Source organism: Micromonospora sp. NPDC005254 (assembly GCF_042872525.1).
GTDB lineage: Bacteria > Actinomycetota > Actinomycetes > Mycobacteriales > Micromonosporaceae > Micromonospora.
Window position 1 is genome coordinate 301,478 of record NZ_JBIAKM010000003.1, and the last position, 17,815, is coordinate 319,292.

15 protein-coding genes are annotated in these 17,815 nt (G+C 72.9%); all 15 read left to right on the top strand.

Features of this window, described 5'->3' with window-relative positions:
* Positions 1–132: 132 nt before the first annotated feature.
* The 15 genes from rsmH (at position 133) to ACFYPR_RS11150 (ending at position 17,779) form a co-directional block, all read left to right on the top strand.
* Entirely contained in the window at positions 133–1,173 is a 1,041-nt protein-coding gene (gene rsmH, locus ACFYPR_RS11080; protein WP_355066914.1) for a 16S rRNA (cytosine(1402)-N(4))-methyltransferase RsmH, read from the top strand.
* Positions 1,174–1,232: 59 nt separating this feature from the next.
* Entirely contained in the window at positions 1,233–1,838 is a 606-nt protein-coding gene (locus tag ACFYPR_RS11085) for a hypothetical protein (RefSeq protein ID WP_354856129.1), read from the top strand.
* A gap of 3 nt (positions 1,839–1,841) precedes the next feature.
* Complete coding sequence (locus ACFYPR_RS11090; protein ID WP_387180018.1) at positions 1,842–4,043, top strand: penicillin-binding transpeptidase domain-containing protein; 2,202 nt, start codon at positions 1,842–1,844, stop codon at positions 4,041–4,043.
* Between the two features lie 52 nt (positions 4,044–4,095).
* Positions 4,096–5,658, top strand: a complete 1,563-nt coding sequence (locus tag ACFYPR_RS11095; RefSeq protein ID WP_354856131.1) for a UDP-N-acetylmuramoyl-L-alanyl-D-glutamate--2,6-diaminopimelate ligase — start codon at positions 4,096–4,098, stop codon at positions 5,656–5,658.
* Positions 5,655–7,052, top strand: a complete 1,398-nt coding sequence (murF, locus tag ACFYPR_RS11100) for a UDP-N-acetylmuramoyl-tripeptide--D-alanyl-D-alanine ligase (RefSeq protein WP_387259624.1) — start codon at positions 5,655–5,657, stop codon at positions 7,050–7,052. The genes ACFYPR_RS11095 and murF overlap by 4 nt, the downstream gene beginning before the upstream one ends.
* Entirely contained in the window at positions 7,049–8,173 is a 1,125-nt protein-coding gene (gene mraY / locus ACFYPR_RS11105) for a phospho-N-acetylmuramoyl-pentapeptide-transferase (protein WP_354856133.1), read from the top strand. Before murF ends, mraY begins: the two co-directional genes overlap by 4 nt.
* Before the next feature lie 524 nt (positions 8,174–8,697).
* The gene (locus tag ACFYPR_RS11110) at positions 8,698–10,110 is read left to right on the top strand and encodes an FtsW/RodA/SpoVE family cell cycle protein (RefSeq protein ID WP_387259992.1); all 1,413 of its coding nucleotides are present in this window, start codon (positions 8,698–8,700) and stop codon (positions 10,108–10,110) included.
* Complete coding sequence (gene murG, locus ACFYPR_RS11115; protein WP_387259627.1) at positions 10,110–11,216, top strand: undecaprenyldiphospho-muramoylpentapeptide beta-N-acetylglucosaminyltransferase; 1,107 nt, start codon at positions 10,110–10,112, stop codon at positions 11,214–11,216. The genes ACFYPR_RS11110 and murG overlap by 1 nt, the downstream gene beginning before the upstream one ends.
* Positions 11,213–12,778: a UDP-N-acetylmuramate--L-alanine ligase gene (murC, locus tag ACFYPR_RS11120; protein WP_387259628.1), complete on the top strand. Its 1,566-nt coding sequence runs from the start codon at positions 11,213–11,215 to the stop codon at positions 12,776–12,778. Before murG ends, murC begins: the two co-directional genes overlap by 4 nt.
* The gene (locus ACFYPR_RS11125) at positions 12,775–13,593 is read left to right on the top strand and encodes a cell division protein FtsQ/DivIB (protein WP_387180010.1); all 819 of its coding nucleotides are present in this window, start codon (positions 12,775–12,777) and stop codon (positions 13,591–13,593) included. Before murC ends, ACFYPR_RS11125 begins: the two co-directional genes overlap by 4 nt.
* 245 nt (positions 13,594–13,838) lie before the next feature.
* Positions 13,839–14,954, top strand: a complete 1,116-nt coding sequence (gene ftsZ / locus ACFYPR_RS11130) for a cell division protein FtsZ (protein WP_234588050.1) — start codon at positions 13,839–13,841, stop codon at positions 14,952–14,954.
* A gap of 9 nt (positions 14,955–14,963) precedes the next feature.
* Positions 14,964–15,707 (top strand): YggS family pyridoxal phosphate-dependent enzyme, encoded by a 744-nt coding sequence (locus ACFYPR_RS11135; RefSeq protein WP_354856137.1) that lies wholly within the window; start codon positions 14,964–14,966, stop codon positions 15,705–15,707.
* Between the two features lie 189 nt (positions 15,708–15,896).
* Positions 15,897–16,592: a cell division protein SepF gene (locus ACFYPR_RS11140; protein WP_354856138.1), complete on the top strand. Its 696-nt coding sequence runs from the start codon at positions 15,897–15,899 to the stop codon at positions 16,590–16,592.
* A 30-nt stretch (positions 16,593–16,622) separates the two neighbouring features.
* The gene (locus ACFYPR_RS11145) at positions 16,623–16,928 is read left to right on the top strand and encodes a YggT family protein (protein ID WP_088949372.1); all 306 of its coding nucleotides are present in this window, start codon (positions 16,623–16,625) and stop codon (positions 16,926–16,928) included.
* A gap of 44 nt (positions 16,929–16,972) precedes the next feature.
* A complete protein-coding gene (locus tag ACFYPR_RS11150; RefSeq protein WP_007463015.1) occupies positions 16,973–17,779 on the top strand; it encodes a DivIVA domain-containing protein in 807 nt (268 codons plus the stop codon).
* Positions 17,780–17,815: the final 36 nt, after the last annotated feature.

The following is a 17,815-nucleotide window of genomic DNA, read 5'->3' on the forward strand; positions in this document are numbered from 1 at the left end:
GCGCACGATCCAGTCATCGGGCGAGCGTCCGGTGTCCGGCGGGAGCGGATGGGGATCTGGCGGTACGACGGCAGCGCCGTCGCCACGGCAGGCGCGCGAGAAGAACGGACGTTTCAACCAGTGGGGGTCGACATGGGGGAGTTGCGCGGCACGCACGTGCCGGTGCTGCTCGAGCGGTGTCTCGAGCTGCTGGCCCCCGCGCTGGGTCGAGGCGGCCGGACGGTGCACGTCGACGCGACGCTCGGCCTGGCCGGGCACGCGGAGGCGGTGTTGGAGGCACACCCGGAGACGGTCCTGATCGGGCTCGACCGGGACACCGAGGCGCTCGCTCACGCGCGGGTCCGGCTGGCGCGGTTCGCCGACCGGGTGCACCTGGAGCACGCCGTCTACGACGAGCTGCCCGAGGTGCTGGAGCGGCTGGGCTATCCGGGTATCGACGGGATCCTGTTCGACCTGGGTGTCTCGTCGCTGCAACTGGACGCGCCCGACCGCGGATTCGCGTACGCGCAGGACGCGCCGCTGGACATGCGGATGGACCAGACGCGGGGGGTGACCGCCGAAGAGGTGGTCAACACGTACGCCCATCCGGATCTGGCCCGGGTGCTGCGGGTGTACGGCGAGGAGAAGTTCGCCGGCCGGATCGCCTCGGCGATCATCCGCGAGCGCGAACGCGCCCGGATCACCTCGTCCGCGCGGCTGGCGGAGCTGGTCCGGGACTCCATTCCGGCACCAGCGCGACGAACGGGCGGACACCCGGCAAAGAGAACGTTTCAGGCTTTACGGATCGAGGTAAACAGAGAGCTGGCAGCGCTGGAGACGGCGCTGCCGTCCGCGCTCGACGCTCTGACCGTGGGCGGTCGCATGGTGGTCCTGTCCTACCACTCGCTGGAGGACCGGCTCACCAAGGCGGCGCTCGCGGACCGGGTCCGCAGTAAGGGCCCGATCGACCTCCCGGTTGAGCTGCCCGGGTCCGGTCCGACGTTCCGGCTGCTCAGCCGGGGCGCCGAACTGCCCGGGGAGGAGGAGGTCGCCGCGAACCCGCGCGCCGCTTCGGTGCGGTTGCGGGCAGCGGTTCGACTCGACCCGAACGCGACAGAACAGGCGCGGACCGACCGCGAACGGTCCCGCCGCAGGGTGAAGGGGATGCACCAACCGGGCACTGGGTCAGCCTGATCCGTGGGGGATCAGGGGCACCGGGACGGCAGAGGGACGGATGTAGAGGGGGAGGGGACATGAACATTGACAAGCGCGACCGCCGGGACGTCACCGGCGGCGGGCAGCGCGCACCGCGGTCGGGGGGCCGGACCGCGGCGGAGCGAGCCCCGCGCGTGGGGAACGGTACGCCACGCATCGATCGAGTCAACCGGCAGGGGGAGGCTCGCGCCCGGGGGGCGCGCGAGTTCCCGACCCAGGGCAGCGCCGCGCTGCGTCCGGCCGAGAAGGCCGGCGTCGCGGCGACCGCTCGCTCGCCTCGGCTGCGGGTGGCGCCGCCGCCGCCAGTGTCGGTGCCGCGTGCGCCGTTCGCGGCGCTGATCGTGGTGCTGGTGGTCGGCGGGGTGCTCGGCATCCTGGCGGTCAACACCAAGATCAATGAGAACGCGTTCCGGCTGGAGAAGCTGCAGCAGCAGCAGGCCCGACTGGACCTGGAGAAGCAGCAGCTGGACAAGCAGATCACCGAGTACGAGGCGCCGGGCAACCTGACCGCCGAGGCGCGTCGGCTGGGTCTGGTGGACGCCGGTGAGCCGGCGTACATCCGGATGCCGGACGGCAAGACCATCGGCGTGCCGAAGCCGGCGACCGGCCAGCCGTCGGTCACCAGCCAGGGCGCGGGAGGCTGACCAGTGCCACCGAGGTCGGACGAGCCGCGCCGGAACCCCCCGGGGTCCCGGCGCGGTTCTTCGCGTGCGGCCGGGCCCGCCGACGAGGAGTCGCGGGCCGGCGAGCCGGGCATCGGGGGCATCTCCGGCGCCCGCGCGTACACCCCGAGAGGCCGGACCGTCCGCGAGGGCACACCGGCGCGCGGCGGGGCCGCCGAGCAGCGGCGTACCCCGCGTAGCACCCGGTCCGGCGACCCGTTCCGGCCGGCGTTGCAGGTGCTCGACGGCGGCCGGGCCGCCGCCCGTTCGGGCCGGCGGGACGCTCCGGCGGCCGGCCGGGGCGGCGTCGTGCGGACCGTCGCGCCGCGCACCCCGCGCGGGCCGGCCGGCGACGAGCCGCCGCCGCGGCGCCGCACCACGCCGCGCGCGCCCGGCCGCGCCGACCGACCGGCGGCCCGCCGTCCGTCGCGCAAGCCGCCGCGCCCGCCGAAGCTCGCCGACCCGCGGCTGCGGCTGCGCCTGGGCACCGTGCTCACCCTGGCGCTCTTCGTCGTCATCGGGGTGCGGCTGATCTTCCTGCAGGCGGTCGACACCCCGGCCTACGCCGGTGGTGGCGTCGCCGACCGGACCCGCACGGTCGAGCTGCCCGCGCCGCGCGGCGCGATCTACGACTTCCGGGGCGAGCCGCTGGCCCACAGCGTCGAGGCGCGGTACGTGTTCGCCGACCCGACGCTGATCGAGGACCGGCCCGCCACCGCCAAGGCGCTCTCGCCGCTGCTCGGCATCCCGGTGTCCAAGCTCACCGACCTGATGAAGCCCCGCAAGCTGGAGAACGGCAACCCGTCGCGGTTCGAGTACCTGGCCCGGGGGGTGGAGATCCCGGCGGCCAAGCAGGTGCTGGCGTTGGAGCTGCCCGGCATCGGGGTGCACCGCGACGAGCGCCGGGAGGTGCCCGGCGACGACCTGGCGGCCAACCTGATCGGCTTCACCAGCCAGGACATGGTCGGGCTGGAGGGTCTGGAGGCCCGCTACGACGACCTGCTCGCCGGGCAGGACGGCAAGCGGGTGTACGAGGCCGGCCTCGGTGACCTCGCCGCGCCGATCCCCGGCGGCTACAGCAAGACGACCCCGGCCAAGCCGGGCAGTTCGCTGACCCTCACCATCGACCGGGACCTGCAGTTCCGCACCCAGCAGATCCTCAGCGCGGGGATGGCGGGGCAGCGGGGCGCGACCGCCGCCGCCGTGATCATCGACGTCGCCACCGGCGAGGTGCGGGCCCAGGCCAGCGACCCCACCTACAACGCCGCCAAGCCGGTGCCGAGCGATCCGGTCGCCCGCGAGGACGCCGCGACCAGCTTCGTGGTCGACCCCGGCTCGGTGCACAAGGCGATCACCTACGGCGCGGCGCTGCAGGAGGGGGTGATCACCCCGGACACGACGCTGCCCATCGCGAACAGCATCAAGAAGGGTGACACCTGGTTCTCCGACACCCACCCGGCCAACGGCCGGAAGATGAGCGTGCCCGGGATGCTGGCCTTCTCGTCGAACGTCGGCGCGATCACCGTCGCCGACCGGCTCGGCCCGGAGCGGCTGATCGACTACCAGAAGCGGTTCGGGCTGGGCAAGCCCACCGGCGAGGGCCTGCCCGGCGAGGCCAGCGGCCGGCTGCTGCCGGTCGACGAGTGGAGCGGGTCGTCGGCCGGGTCGGTGCCGATCGGGCACAGCGTCGACGCCACGCCCCTGCAGATGGCCGCCGCGTACGCCGCCATCGCCAACGACGGCACGTACGTGCAGCCGCACCTCGTGAAGGAGACTATCGGCCCGGACGGCAAGCGCACCCCCGCGCCGGCGCCGGTCACCCGCTCGGTGCTCAGCCCGCAGAACGCGGCGGCGCTGCGCACCATGCTGGAGGCGGTCACCACGGTCGAGGGCGCCACCGGCACCCTGGCGGCGGTCCCCGGCTACCGGGTCGCCGGCAAGACCGGCACCGGTTGGCGTCTGGTGGACGGCAAGAAGCAGCCCGGCGAGGTGTCCTCCTTCATCGGCATGGCCCCCGCCGAGAAGCCCCGGTACGTGATCGCGGTCTTCGTGTACGCGCCCGGTGGTGGGGGCGCGGCGATCGCCAACCCGGCGTTCCGCGACATGATGCAGTTCACGCTGCGTCACTACCGCGTGCCGCCGTCCCCGAGTGGTTCCGCACCCAAGTTCGTGGTCTATCCGCGCTGACCAGCGGAGGCGCGACATCATCGGTGAGTGCCGACGAACCACCGGGGCGGCTGTGCGGCCGGAACCGGGCGACCGGGTAGGGTCTGACGCCGTGCCCGGCAATCCACGTCCACGTACCGTGACCGGCGTCCGGCTCGGTGACCTCGCCGTCCGGCTCGCCGTCGACCTCCCGGCGGACGCCGCCGACGTGGTCGTCACCGGTGCCACCCACGCCAGCCAGGAAGTCCGCCCCGGCGACCTGTACGCGGCCCTGCCCGGCGCCCGCCGGCACGGCGCGGAGTTCGCCGTCGGCGCGGCCGAGGCCGGCGCGGTGGCCCTGTTGACCGACCCGGCCGGCGCCGAGCTGGCGGCGGCGAGCGGCCTGCCCGCCCTGGTGGTGCCCGACCCCCGCGCGGTGCTCGGCGAGCTGGCCTCGGCGGTGTACGGCGACCCGACGGCGGCGCTCACCGTGATCGGCGTGACCGGGACCGCCGGCAAGACCTCCACGGCGTACCTGGTCGAGTCGGGGTTGCGCGCCGCCGGGCACACCACCGGGCTGATCGGCACCGTGGAGACCCGGCTCGGCGATCTGGTGATCGACAGCGTGCGCACCACCCCGGAGGCGACCGACCTGCACGCGATGCTGGCCACCGCCCGGGAGCGCGGCGTCACCGCCGTGGTCATGGAGGTCTCCAGCCACGCCCTGGCCATGGGCCGGGTCGGCGGGGTGCGCTTCGCCGTCGGCGGGTACACGAACTTCGGCTCCGACCACCTGGACTTCCACGCCGACAGCGCCGACTACTTCGCCGCCAAGGCGCAGCTCTTCGACGGCCGGTGCGCGGTCGAGGTGCTCAACCACGACGATCCAGCGCTCAAGCCGCTCTACAAGCCGGCGACGGTCAGCTACTCGGCGGCCGGCGACCCGACCGCGACGTGGTGGGCCGACGGCGTCGACGGCGAGGGGTACGCGCAGCGGTTCACCGCGCACGGCCCGGACGGCGTGGCGCTGACCGCCGGGGTGGCGCTGCCCGGGCGGCACAACGTGGCCAACGCGCTGCTGGCGATCGCCGCCCTGGTGGGCGCCGGGGTGGAGCCGGCGACCGCGGCGGCCGGCGTGGCCGCCTGCGGTGGCGTGCCCGGCCGTCTGCAACTGGTCGACGTCGTCGGGCCGGTACGCGGGGTCGTCGACTACGCGCACAAGGCCGACGCGATCGTGGCCGCGCTGGCCGCGCTGCGCGAGCTGAGCGCCGGCCGGCTGATCTGTGTGATCGGCGCCGGCGGGGACCGCGACCGGGGCAAGCGCCCGGTGATGGGCGCCGCCGCGGCCGAGGGGGCCGACGTGGTGCTGGTGACCGACGACAACCCGCGCACCGAGGACCCGGCGGAGATCCGCGCCGAGGTGCTCGCCGGGGCGTACCGGGCGGGCACCGCCGCCCGGATCATCGAGGTGGCCGGTCGCCGGGACGCGATCGACGAGGCGGTCCGACTGGCCGAGCCGGGCGATGTGATCGCGCTGCTCGGCAAGGGCCATGAGCGGGGCCAGGAGGTGGCGGGCGAGATGTTCCCGTTCGACGACAGCACCGAGCTGGCCGACGCGCTGCGGGCCCGCTTCTCCGACCGGGCGGGTCAGCGGTGATCGCGCTGACCCTGGCCGAGGTGGCCGCGGCGGTCGACGGGCGGCTCGTGCACGCGGACCCGGCCGCCACCGCCAGCGGTTCGGTCGAGTTCGACTCGCGCAAGGTGGGGCCCGGTTCGCTCTTCGTGGCCTTCCCGGGGGAGAAGGTCGACGGGCACGACTACGCGGCGACGGCGCTGGCGGCCGGCGCGGTGGCGGTGCTCGGCACCCGCGAGGTGCCTGAGGTGCCGATGGTGCTGGTCGACGACGCGCTGACCGCGATGGGCCGGCTGGCCCGCGCGGCGGTGGCCCGGCTGCCCGAGCTGACCGTGATCGGTGTGACCGGCTCCTCGGGCAAGACCACCACGAAGGACCTGATCGGCCAGCTCACCGCCCGCCTCGGCGCCACGGTGGCCCCGCCCGGCTCGTTCAACAACGAGCTGGGCCACCCGTACACGGCTCTGCTGGCCGGGCCGGACACCCGCTACCTGGTGATGGAGAAGGGCGCTCGCGGCATCGGGCACGTGCGTTACCTGTGTGAGCTGGTGCCGCCCCGCATCTCGGTGGTGCTCAACGTCGGCACGTCGCACATCGGCGAGTTCGGCTCGCAGGACAACATCGCGCTGGCCAAGGGCGAGCTGGTCGAGGCGCTGCCGGCCGACGGCCTCGCCGTGCTGAACGCCGACGACCCCCGGGTGGACGCCATGGCGGGTCGCACCCGGGCCCGGGTGGTCCGCTACGGCGAGGCGCCGGACGCCGACCTGCGCGCCGAGGACGTCACGCTCGACGAGCGGGGGCACCCGTCGTACACCCTGGTCACGCCGGAGGGGCGCGTGCCGGTGCGGCTCGCGTTGACCGGCCGTCACCAGGTCGGCAACACCCTCGCCGCCGCCGCGGTCGCCCGGGAGCTGGGCATGCCGCTGGCCGACGTGGGCACGGCCCTCGGCGAGCTGGGGCTGAAGTCCACCCGGCGGATGGACGTCTTCGACCGGCCCGACGGGGTGACGGTCATCGACGACTCGTACAACGCCAACCCGGCCTCGATGGCTGTCGCGCTCCGGGCGCTCGCCAGCCTCGGTCGGGGGCGGCGTACCGTCGCGGTGCTCGGTTACATGGCCGAGCTGGGCCCGTTCGAGCGCGACGGCCACGCCGAGGTCGGCCGTCTCGCGGCCGAGCTGGGTGTCGACCGGCTGCTCGTGGTGGGTGAGCCGGCCGCGCCGATCCACGAAGGCGCGACAGCGGTAGCGAACTGGGGAGGAGAGTCGGTGCTGCTCACCGATCAGGCGGCGGCCGTCGAGGTGCTGCGGGGCGAGCTACGGCCGGGCGACGTCGTCCTGGTCAAGGGCTCCCGGTACCGGACCTGGGAGGTGGCCGACGCCCTGCGCGCCGACGCCGCCGAGGAGGCCGGTCGATGAGGGCCATCATCGTCGCCATCGGGGTGGCCTTCGTCGTCTCGCTGTTCTGCACGCCGATCGCGATCAAGGTGTTCACCCGGCTCAAGGCCGGCCAGCCGATCCGGTCCGACGGCCCGGCCATGCACCAGGGCAAGAAGGGCACGCCCACGATGGGCGGCGTGGTCTTCATCCTGGCCACGGTGATCGCGTACGTGGCCGGGCACCTGGCCCTGACCACCCTGCCGGACGCGCAGATCGCCCAGGTGGAGCCGACCATCACGGCGCTGGTGCTGCTGGGGCTGATGGTGTTCTCCGGCGCGGTGGGCTTCCTCGACGACTTCCTCAAGGTGCGCAAGCGCAACAGCGCCGGCCTCAACAAGCGTGGCAAGTTGCTCGGCCAGATCCTGGTCGGCGCGGTCTTCGGGGTCATCGCGCTGTGGTTCCCGAGCACCATGACCGACGCGACGGGTAAGGCCACCAACACCCAGACCGTGGGCAGCACCACGCTGAGCTTCATCCGGGACATCGACTTCCTGGAGGTCAGCAAGGTCGGCGCGGTGATCATCTTCATCTTCGTGGTGATGGCCGCGACGAACGGCGTCAACCTCACCGACGGACTGGACGGTCTGGCCACCGGCGCCTCGGTGATGGTTCTCGCGGCGTACGCGCTTATCGCGTTCTGGCAGTACCGGCACTGGTGCGCCGACCCGAGCTACACCCAGCCGTACTGCTACGAGGTCCGTGACCCGTTGGAGATCGCGCTGATAGCCGGGGCCGCAGCCGGGGCCTGTGTGGGCTTCCTGTGGTGGAACACGTCCCCGGCGCGGATCTTCATGGGTGACACCGGGGCGCTGGGCCTGGGCGGCCTGATCGCCGGCATGGCGATGTCCACCCGGACCATCCTGCTGCTGCCGATCATCGGCGGGCTCTTCGTGATCATCACGATGTCCGTGGTGATCCAGATCATTTCCTTCCGCACCACCGGCAAACGCGTGTTCCGGATGTCGCCGCTGCAGCACCACTTCGAGTTGGCCGGCTGGAGCGAGGTCAACATCGTGGTCCGGTTCTGGATCATCGCCGGCATCGGTGTGGCCATCGCCCTGGGACTGTTCTACAGCGAGTTCCTCGCCAACATGACCTGATCCACCCTGTTCACCCGCCTGCCTGCCCGGCCGGCCGGCCGGTGCGGTGTGCGCGTAGCCGGTCGGGTGGCAGGGTAGTCGAACTCTCCTTTGCTCTGCTTCAACGGACGCAACACTCGCGCGGCAAAAGTGTTGCGTGGGGTGAAGCAGAGCAAAGGGGTGAGGCGCCTTCCCTGGGGGGCGAAGCCCGACACGCCCGGTGCATCGTTGTGGGCCTGTCGGGCGTGCCGAACGGTGATGATGTCCGGGTGGGGGAGGAACCAGGCACCGAGGACAGGACAACCGGTCGACCGCGACGGTCATCGGGCACGGCGCGTGCGGCGGAGGCGGGCCGCGCGGCCCGCGAGCCCGACCGCGCGGCCCGCCAGGCGGACGGCCCGGCGCGTCCGGCGGAAGGCGCAGCGCGTGAGCCGGGCCGGGGAGCGCGTGAGCCGGGCGCCCCGGGACGTGCGGCGGGATCGACGGGGCGTGAGCCGGAGGGCGGCGCTGCCGTCCCGCTGCGCGGATTCGACGCGGCCGGTGGGCTGGCCGCGCTGCGTGGCCTGCTGGACCGGCCGCTGGCGTCCTACTACCTGCTGCTGTCCTGCGCCGGCCTGCTGCTGCTGATCGGGCTGACCATGGTCTTCTCGGCGACCAGCGTGAAGGACTACGCCGAGGACGGCAACGCCTCGGCCTCGGTGACCAAGCAGGCGATCTTCGCGGTGATCGGCATCGGGGCGTTCTGGGCCTGCCAACGCCTGCCCGCCAGCACCTACCGGTCGCTGGGTCGGCCGTTGCTGATCACCTCGGTCGCGCTGCTGGTGGTGCTCAACCTGCTGGTCGGCTACGCCCGGCTCACCGGTCAGCGGTCGGCCGGGTTCGGGCCGGTCGAGGCGCGGCTGAACTGGCTGTTCGTCGGCGGGATCCAGCTACAACCGTCCGAGTTGGCCAAGTTCGCGATGGTGCTCTGGGGTGCGCACATCGTCGCCCGCAAGGGCGCCGCACTGGGGTGGTGGCGCGAGTTGGCCACCCCGCTTTTCCCGGTGGTCGGCCTGCTCTTCGTCCTGGTCGGCTACAACGACACGGGCACGATGCTCTGTCTGCTGGCCCTGGTGGTCGGCCTGCTCTGGGCCGCCGGGGTGCGGATGCGGGTCTTCGGCGCCCTGGCCACTGCCGGTCTGATCGGGATTGGCCTGCTGGTCGCGGTGGCCTCGCTGGGCGCCGGCTCCGGAGAGCGCGGCGCGGACAACTACCGGCTCGCCCGACTGGACATGTTCTTCAATCCACCGGACCCGGAGACCTGCAAACTCAACGACTGCCTCCAGTTCTACCAGGGGCGGCTGGCCATCGAGCACGGTGGCTGGTTCGGTGTCGGGCTGGGCAAGGGCAGCCTGAAGTGGGACTGGCTGCCCGAGGCGCACAACGACTTCATCTTCGCGATCATCGCCGAGGAGTTGGGCGTGATCGGCTGCGCGGTGGTGTTGAGCCTGTTCGCGGTGCTCGCGTACACCGGTCTGCGCATCGCCCGACGGGTCGACGACCCGTTCCGGCGGCTCGCGGCCGCCGCGGTGACCACCTGGCTGGTGAGCCAGGCGGTGATCAACATCGGTGGGGTGGTCGGGCTGCTGCCGATCACCGGCCTGCCGCTGCCGTTCATCTCCGACGGTGGAAGCGCCCTGGTCGTGACGTTGGCGGCGATCGGGATGCTGGCGTCCTTCGCTCGCGCCGAACCCGATGCGGCCAGAGCGCTGCATGCCCGTCCGCCGGCCCGGTGGGTCCGACTACTCTGGGCCCCGTTGCCGCCGCTTCCCGGCCGGCGTCGCCGACCGGCGCCGCCGCCGGCCGGCCGAGGGTCCGTGCCCCGGTCCCGCGAGCGGCGCCAGGACGACCAGGCCGCACCGCGCGGCGCCCGGCAGGGCCGGAGCCGCCAGGGTACGGCGAGCGAGAGGAGACGCTGATGGGTCCGCTGCGTTCGGTGGTGCTCGCGGGAGGTGGCACCGGGGGGCATATCTACCCGCTGCTCGCCTTCGCCGACTGCCTGCGCCGACACGACCCGGGCGTCCGGATCACCTGCCTCGGCACACCCAAGGGCATGGAGAACGAGCTGATCCCGCCACAGGGATACGACCTGCGGCAGATCCCGGCGTACCAGCTGCCCCGGTCGGTGAACATGAACCTGGTGCGTACGCCGGGCCGGATGTGGACCGCGGCCCGCGCCGCGGGCAAGGTGATCGACGAGGTACGCGCCGACGCGATCGTCGGCTTCGGCGGGTACGTCTCGGTGCCGGCCTACCTGGCCGCGTGGCGCCGCGAGCTGCCCATGGTGATCCACGAGGTGAACGTGCCGCCGGGCGTGGCCAACCGGCTGGGCATGAAGTTCACCAAGAACATCGCGGTCGGCTTCCCGCACCAGCCGAGCCAGGCCGAGTCGCTGCGCGACGCGACGGTGGTGGGGGTGCCGCTGCGCCGCAGCATCGCCTCGCTGGATCGGTACGCGCTGCGCAACGCCGCCCGCGCCCACTTCGGGCTCCGCCCCGACCTGCCGGTGCTCTTCGTCGCGGGCGGCTCGTCGGGCGCCCGCTCGATCAACCTGGCGGTCTCCGGCGCGGCCAAGGAGCTGGCCCGCAACGGTGTGCAGGTGCTGCACGTGATGGGGGCCCGCAACGAGCCGGTGCCGATCCCCACCGACCTGCCGGTGCCGTACGTGACGCTGCCGTACCTGTCCGAGATGGAGCTGGGCTACGCGGCGGCCGACCTCATGCTGGCCCGGGGCGGTGCGATGACCGTCGCCGAGGTGGCCGCGATCGGCCTGCCGACGATCTTCGTGCCGTACCCGCACAGCAACCAGGAGCAGAAGCGCAACGCGCTGCCCGTGGTGGAGGCTGGCGGCGGGCTGCTCGTCGACGACGGGGAGCTGACCCCGGACTGGCTGGAGCGCGCGGTGATCCCGCTGATCCGCGATCCGCAACGGCTCTACGCGATGGGCGCCGCGGCGTCGGCGTACGGGCGGCGCGACGGTGACGAGGCGCTGCGCTCGTTCGTCCTCGAGGCGGTGGCCCGGTGACCGCGCAGTTCACCCCGGCGGGCACGCTGACCGCCGAGGACCTGGGCGCCGTCCACCTGATCGGCGTGGGCGGGGTGGGCATGCTCGGTGTGGCCCGACTGCTGCTCACCCGGGGCATCCGGGTTTCCGGCAGCGACCTGCGCGAGTGGCCCTCGCTGGCGGGTCTGCGGGCGCTCGGCGGGACCATCTACCTCAGCCACGAGGCGACCAACCTCGACGGGGTGGACACCGTCGTCTACTCCTCGGCCATCCCGAATGACCACCTGGAACTGGTCGAGGCGCGTCGCCGCGGCCTGCGGGTGCTGCACCGCTCGGAGGCCCTGGCCGCGGCGATGACCGGCCGCCGGGCGGTGGCGGTCGCCGGCACCCACGGCAAGACCACCACCACCTCGATGGTGACCATGGTGCTCCAGCAGGCCGGGGTCGACCCGTCCTTCGTGATCGGCGGGGAGATCTCCGAGGTCGGCTCGGGCGCGCACCACGGCACCGGCGAGTACTTCGTGGTGGAGGCCGACGAGAGCGACCGCTCGTTCCTCATCTACCGCCCGTACGTTTCGATCATCACGAACGTCGAGCCGGACCACCTGAACACCTACGGCGACTACGCGACGCTGGAGGCGGCGTTCGTCGAGTTCGCCCGGCTCACCGACCCGAACGGGTTCATCATCACCTGCGCCGACGACCCGGGCGGTCGGCGGTTGGCGGCGACCCTGCGCGCCGAGGGGCGGCGGGTGTTCACCTACGGCGCGGCCGAGGACGCCGACCTGCGGCTGACCGAGATCGTCTCCTCCGCGCGGGGGGTGCGCTACCTGGCCGCGATCGACGGCCGGTCGCTGGGCGAGTTCCGGCTGCCGGTGCCGGGGCGGCACATGGGGCTCAACAGCGCCTCGGCGGTGCTGACCGCGTACCTGCTCAAGCTGCCGCTGGAGGCGGCGGAGGCGGCGCTGGCGGTCTTCCCCGGCGTGCGACGGCGCTTCGAGCGCAAGGGCGTCGCGGACGGCGTGCTGGTCTACGACGAGTACGCCTACCACCCCACGTCGATGACGCTGGCGATGCAGACGCTGCGCGAGGTGGCCGGCGACGGACGGTTGATCGTCGTCTTCGAGCCGTACCGGCTGTACCGCACCCGCGACAACCAGGCGGAGATCGCCGAGGCGCTGGCCATCGCCGACGAGGTGGTGCTGCTGGAGGTCTTCGGGCCGGGCGAGCTGCGCCAGCCCGGTGAGGGCTCGGCGGCGCTGATCGAGGCGGTGGCGCTGCCGGCCGAGCGGAAGGTGTTCGTCGACTCCTGGGATGCCGCGCCGGTCGAGGTGGTCCGCCGGGCCCGCCCGGGGGACGTGGTGGTGACCATGGGCGCTCCGCCGATCTCGCTGATGGGTGACGAGCTGCTGGCCGCCCTGGGCGCGCGTACCGCCGAGTCCGCGCCGGGGGCGACGGTCGACCCGGTGGCCACGACCCCGGCGATCGGCCAGCCGGTGCCCGGCGGGTCCACGGCCGGTGGCGACGGGGCGGCGCTCGGGGGCGCCGCCGCACCGGACGGCGCGGCCCCCACGGCCGGATGAGCCCCGGCCCCGCCCGAGGGCGGACCAGCGGCGCCGACGGCGGCGCCCCACGACGCGGTCCGGTCCGGCGTTGGCAGTTGGTCCGGGCCGGCAGCGACGCGGTGCCGGCGTCGACCCGCCGCTTCATGGCCCGGGCCCGGCAGCGCCGGATGCGGGCGGCGTTGCCGTGGGCGGTGGCCGCCGGGGTGCTGGCCCTGCTCGGGATGGTCGCCTGGACGGTCCTCGGTACCGGGCTGTTCGGGGTCCGCACGGTGACGGTCGAGGGCGCCAAGCTGGTCACGGACGTGCAGGTGCGCGACGCGGTGGGGGTGGCCGACGGGGTGCCACTGGCCCGGGTGGATCTGGCGGCCGCCGCGCGTCGGGTCGGCGCGTTGGCGCCGGTGGAGCGGGCCACGGTGTCGCGGGACTGGCCGGGCACGCTTGTGGTCCGGGTGACCGAGCGGACGGCGGTGGCGGTGGTGCCGCAGGCGGACACGTTCGCGCTTGTCGACCGCAGCGGCGTGGCGTTCCAGACGGTGGCCCGCCGCCCCGCCGGGCTGCCGCTGGTGCAGGTGGCCCGGCCCGCCGCCGACGACCCGGACACCCGGGCCGCGCTGGAGGTGCTCGGGGCGCTGACCCCGCAACTGCGGGCCGAGCTGGTGGAGCTGAGGGTGGAGGGGCTGGCCCGGATCAGCCTGCGGCTGCGCGGAGACCGCACGGTGGTCTGGGGCGACGCCACGCGGGGTACGGACAAGGCCCGGGTGGCCACCGCGCTGCTCGACGAGGACAGCAAGCGCATCGACGTGAGCGCGCCTGACGTGGTGACCTTCCGCTGACCGGTGAGCGTGCTCCGGACGTGACGAGTCGCGCTCCGGCGGCGACACGCCGGTCAGGTCCTTGGCTCATCGCGTGGTGGCGCTTACGTTGCCCCGAAGAGGTTCAGTGGTTGACATAACTGTAAGCCTCTAGTAGAGGGTGAGGGTTCACCCCTGACTCTCGCTGGTGACAGCTGTCGTCGGCCGCTGGTCTGGCCACGCCGTACCCGGTCGGCCGAAGCCAATCTCGAAGGAAAGGACCGGAGATGACACCTCCGCACAACTACCTGGCGGTCATCAAGGTCGTCGGCATCGGGGGCGGCGGCGTCAACGCCGTCAACCGGATGATCGAGGTTGGGCTCAAGGGCGTCGAGTTCATCGCGATCAACACCGATGCCCAGGCGCTGCTGATGAGTGACGCCGACGTCAAGCTCGACGTCGGCCGGGAGCTGACCCGTGGCCTGGGGGCCGGGGCCAACCCGGACGTCGGCAAGAACGCCGCGGAGGACCACCGCGACGAGATCGAAGAGGTGCTCAAGGGCGCCGACATGGTCTTCGTGACCTGCGGCGAGGGTGGCGGCACCGGCACCGGCGGCGCGCCCGTGGTGGCCAACATCGCCCGCAAGCTCGGCGCGCTGACCATCGGCGTGGTGACCCGCCCGTTCTCCTTCGAGGGCAAGCGCCGCCAGGTGCAGGCCGAGACGGGGATAGACGAACTCCGCAACCAGTGCGACACGCTCATCGTCATCCCGAACGACCGGCTGCTGGCGCTCGGTGACCGCAACATCAGCATGATGGACGCCTTCCGCACGGCCGACCAGGTGCTGCTCTCCGGTGTGCAGGGCATCACGGACCTGATCACCACCCCGGGTCTGATCAACCTGGACTTCGCCGACGTCAAGAGCGTGATGAGCGGCGCCGGCAGCGCGTTGATGGGCATCGGCAGCGCCCGCGGGGAGAACCGCGCGGTCGAGGCTGCCGAGGCGGCCATCTCCAGCCCGCTGCTGGAGCAGAGCATGGACGGCGCGCGCGGCGTGCTGCTCTCCATCGCCGGCGGCTCCGACCTGGGCCTGTTCGAGATCAACGACGCGGCCCAGCTGGTCACCGACGCGGCCCACCCGGACGCCAACATCATCTTCGGCGCGGTGATCGACGACGCGCTCGGCGACGAGGTGCGGGTGACTGTCATCGCGGCGGGCTTCGACGGTGGCACGCCGGCGTACAAGGCGGCCGAGCCGACCCGCAAGACCAACACCAACCAGCCGGCGCCGCAGAGCACCCCGGTGCCGCCGCCGGCCACCCTGCCGGCTCCGGCCCAGTCGCCGCGCCGGGTGCTCTTCGACGACGTGGACGTGCCCGACTTTCTCAAGAACGGTTCCTGAGCGCCGCCGATGACCGACAGTTCAGCCACGGTACGACCGGACCGCCGCGCCGAACTCGCGGCCGGCCTGGCCCAGGTGCGAGCCCGGATCGCCGACGCCTGCGCGGACGCGGGCCGGGACCACGCCGACGTCACGATGATCGCCGTGACCAAGACGTACCCGGCCGGGGACGTGCTGGCGTTGGCCGGGCTCGGGGTGACCGACATGGGGGAGAACCGCGACCAGGAGGCGGCCGGCAAGGCCGCCGAGGTGGCTGCGGCCGGCGTACGCCCCCGCTGGCACTTCATCGGGCAGTTGCAGCGCAACAAGGCCCGCTCGGTCGTCCGCTACGCCGACGTCGTGCACTCGGTGGACAGCGTGCGGCTGGCCCGCGCGCTGGGTAACGCGGCGGCGGAGCGGGAACGGCCGCTGGACGCCCTGGTGCAGGTGAGCATCGACGGCGACCCGGCGCGCGGCGGCGCGTTGCCCGACTCGGCCGATGAGGGCGCGGGGCTGGAGGCGGTCGCCGCGGCGGTGGCCGACGCGCCCGCGCTGCGGTTGGCCGGTCTGATGGCGGTGGCGCCGCTGGGGTGGTCGCCGGAGCGGGCCTTCGCCCGACTGGCCGAGGTGGCCGAGGCGTTTCGGACGCTCCATCCGGGAGCGACAGCGTTGTCGGCGGGAATGAGCGGCGACCTGGAAATCGCGATCCGATACGGCGCGACACATGTCCGCGTCGGTAGCGCGTTGCTCGGAATGCGTCCCACGCTGCGGTAGCCTGACCGCGAGACAGGCAAATTACATCAGTGTTGTTTCAGGGCGGCGGATCCTTGTGGGGGTCGTGACGCGCGACGCGAATCGCGCGCCAGGGGGATTGCCGTTCCGGTCCGATGGGCATGGTTGTCCACTCGCGACGGGCGACATGGCACGGGGGCGAGTGCCGCACGGCGGACGGAAGGGCGCGGGATGGGTGCACTGCGCAAGGCGGGGGTCTGGCTCGGTCTCGTCGAGGAAGACGACGAGCGGGCCTACGACGACGGTGGCTACGACAAGGGTGGCTACCGCGACTCGCGGTACCGGCAGAGCCGGTACGCCGAGGAGTTCGCCGACGAGGACGACGACGACACCGAGGAGCCACCGGCTCCCCGGCCGCGCTCCAGCGAGCGGGGCCGGCTCTCCGAGCGGTCCACCGGGCGTGGCGGCGAGTCCGACCGCGGTGACGGTGAGCGTCCGGAGCGGGCCGAGCGGTCCAGCGTACGGTCGATCACGCGGTCCTCGGCCGGCGACACGTCGGGCGCGCTGACGTACCACACGCGCGACAATCTGGCCCTCGCGCCGCAGGCCGCGACGCGGGAGCGCGTGGCCGTGCCCGAGGAGGAGCAGCGGTACCAGATCACCACGCTGCACCCGACCACCTACCGCGAGGCGCGCACCATCGGTGAGCACTTCCGCGACGGCGTACCAGTGATCATCAACCTCACCGAGATGGACGAGGCCGACGCCCGCCGTCTGGTTGACTTCGCAGCCGGTCTGGCGTTCGGGCTGCGCGGTACGATCGAGCGCGTGACCAATCGGGTGTTCCTGCTCTCACCGGCCAATGTCCAGGTCACCGCGGAGGACAAAGCCAAGATCGCTGAGGGCGGTTTTTTCAGCCTGAGTTGACCCCGCCCGACCCGAGGGACGTCGCTGACCGTGTTGTCGATCTTACTGCAAGTGTTGTACCTGGTCCTTTATGTCTTCCTGCTTCTTCTTCTGTCCCGGTTCGTGTTGAGCGCCGTTCTGCAGTACGGCCGGCGGTGGCAGCCGGGACGCGGCGCATCGGCAGGACTGGAATCCGTGTGGAGCGTCACTGATCCCCCTCTCAACGCGTTGAGGCGTGTGATCCCTCCGCTGCGAATTGGTACCGTGAGCATCGACCTGGCCTCCCTTGTGCTCCTGGTTATCCTGTTCGTGCTGATGGAGTTCGTGTTAGGGCCGTCGATCAGGGCATCTGCCTGATGACCGACGCGCTTTCGCGGCCGCAACTGACCCGAGGAGTTTCGATGCCGCTGACCCCGGCCGACGTCCACAACGTCGCCTTCAAAAAGCCGCCGATCGGCAAGCGGGGGTATGACGAGGAGGAGGTCGACGCTTTCCTGGACGAGGTGGAGCGCGAGCTCGCCCGTCTCATCGAGGAGAACAACGAGCTGCGCGCCCAGGTGGAGCGCGGCGGCCGTGGCGGTGCCCCCGCCGGCCCCGGCGGCGACGCCCGACTGGCGGCGGAGCTCAACGACGTCAAGGCCCAGCTGGACCGGGTGCAGCGCGACAAGTCCGCTGCCGAGCAGGCCGCCCGCGCCATGCAGGCCGAGCTGGAGCAGGTCCGCGCGACCGGCGGCCCGGCCGGCGGCGTCACCGGTGACGGTGAGCAGCAGGCCCTCCGCGTGCTGATGATGGCCCAGCGCACCGCCGACGACCACGTGTCCGACGCGCGCCGCGAGGCCGACCAGCTGCTGTCCGAGGCCCGCAGCAAGGCCGAGGAGGTGACCCGCGAGGCGCGCGCGAAGGCCGACGCCCTGGAGCGGGACGCCCGCCAGCGGCACCAGGAGGCCATGGGCGGCCTGGACGCCAAGCGCACGGCCCTGCAGAAGCACATCGAGGAGCTCAAGCAGTTCGAGCGCGAGTACCGCACCCGGCTCAAGGCGTACCTGGAGAGCCAGCTGCGGGACCTCGACGGTCGCGGCCAGGGCCTCGAAGCCGAGATGACCCGCTCCGAGGCAGGCCGGGTCGCCGGCGGCAACGGGCTGGCGGCGGCAGGTCTCGCCGGTTCGTACGGCGGCGGGCGCTCCGGCGCCCTCGAAGCCGGACGCTGAGCACCGGCCGGCGATCGCTGTCCGCAGATGGTGACG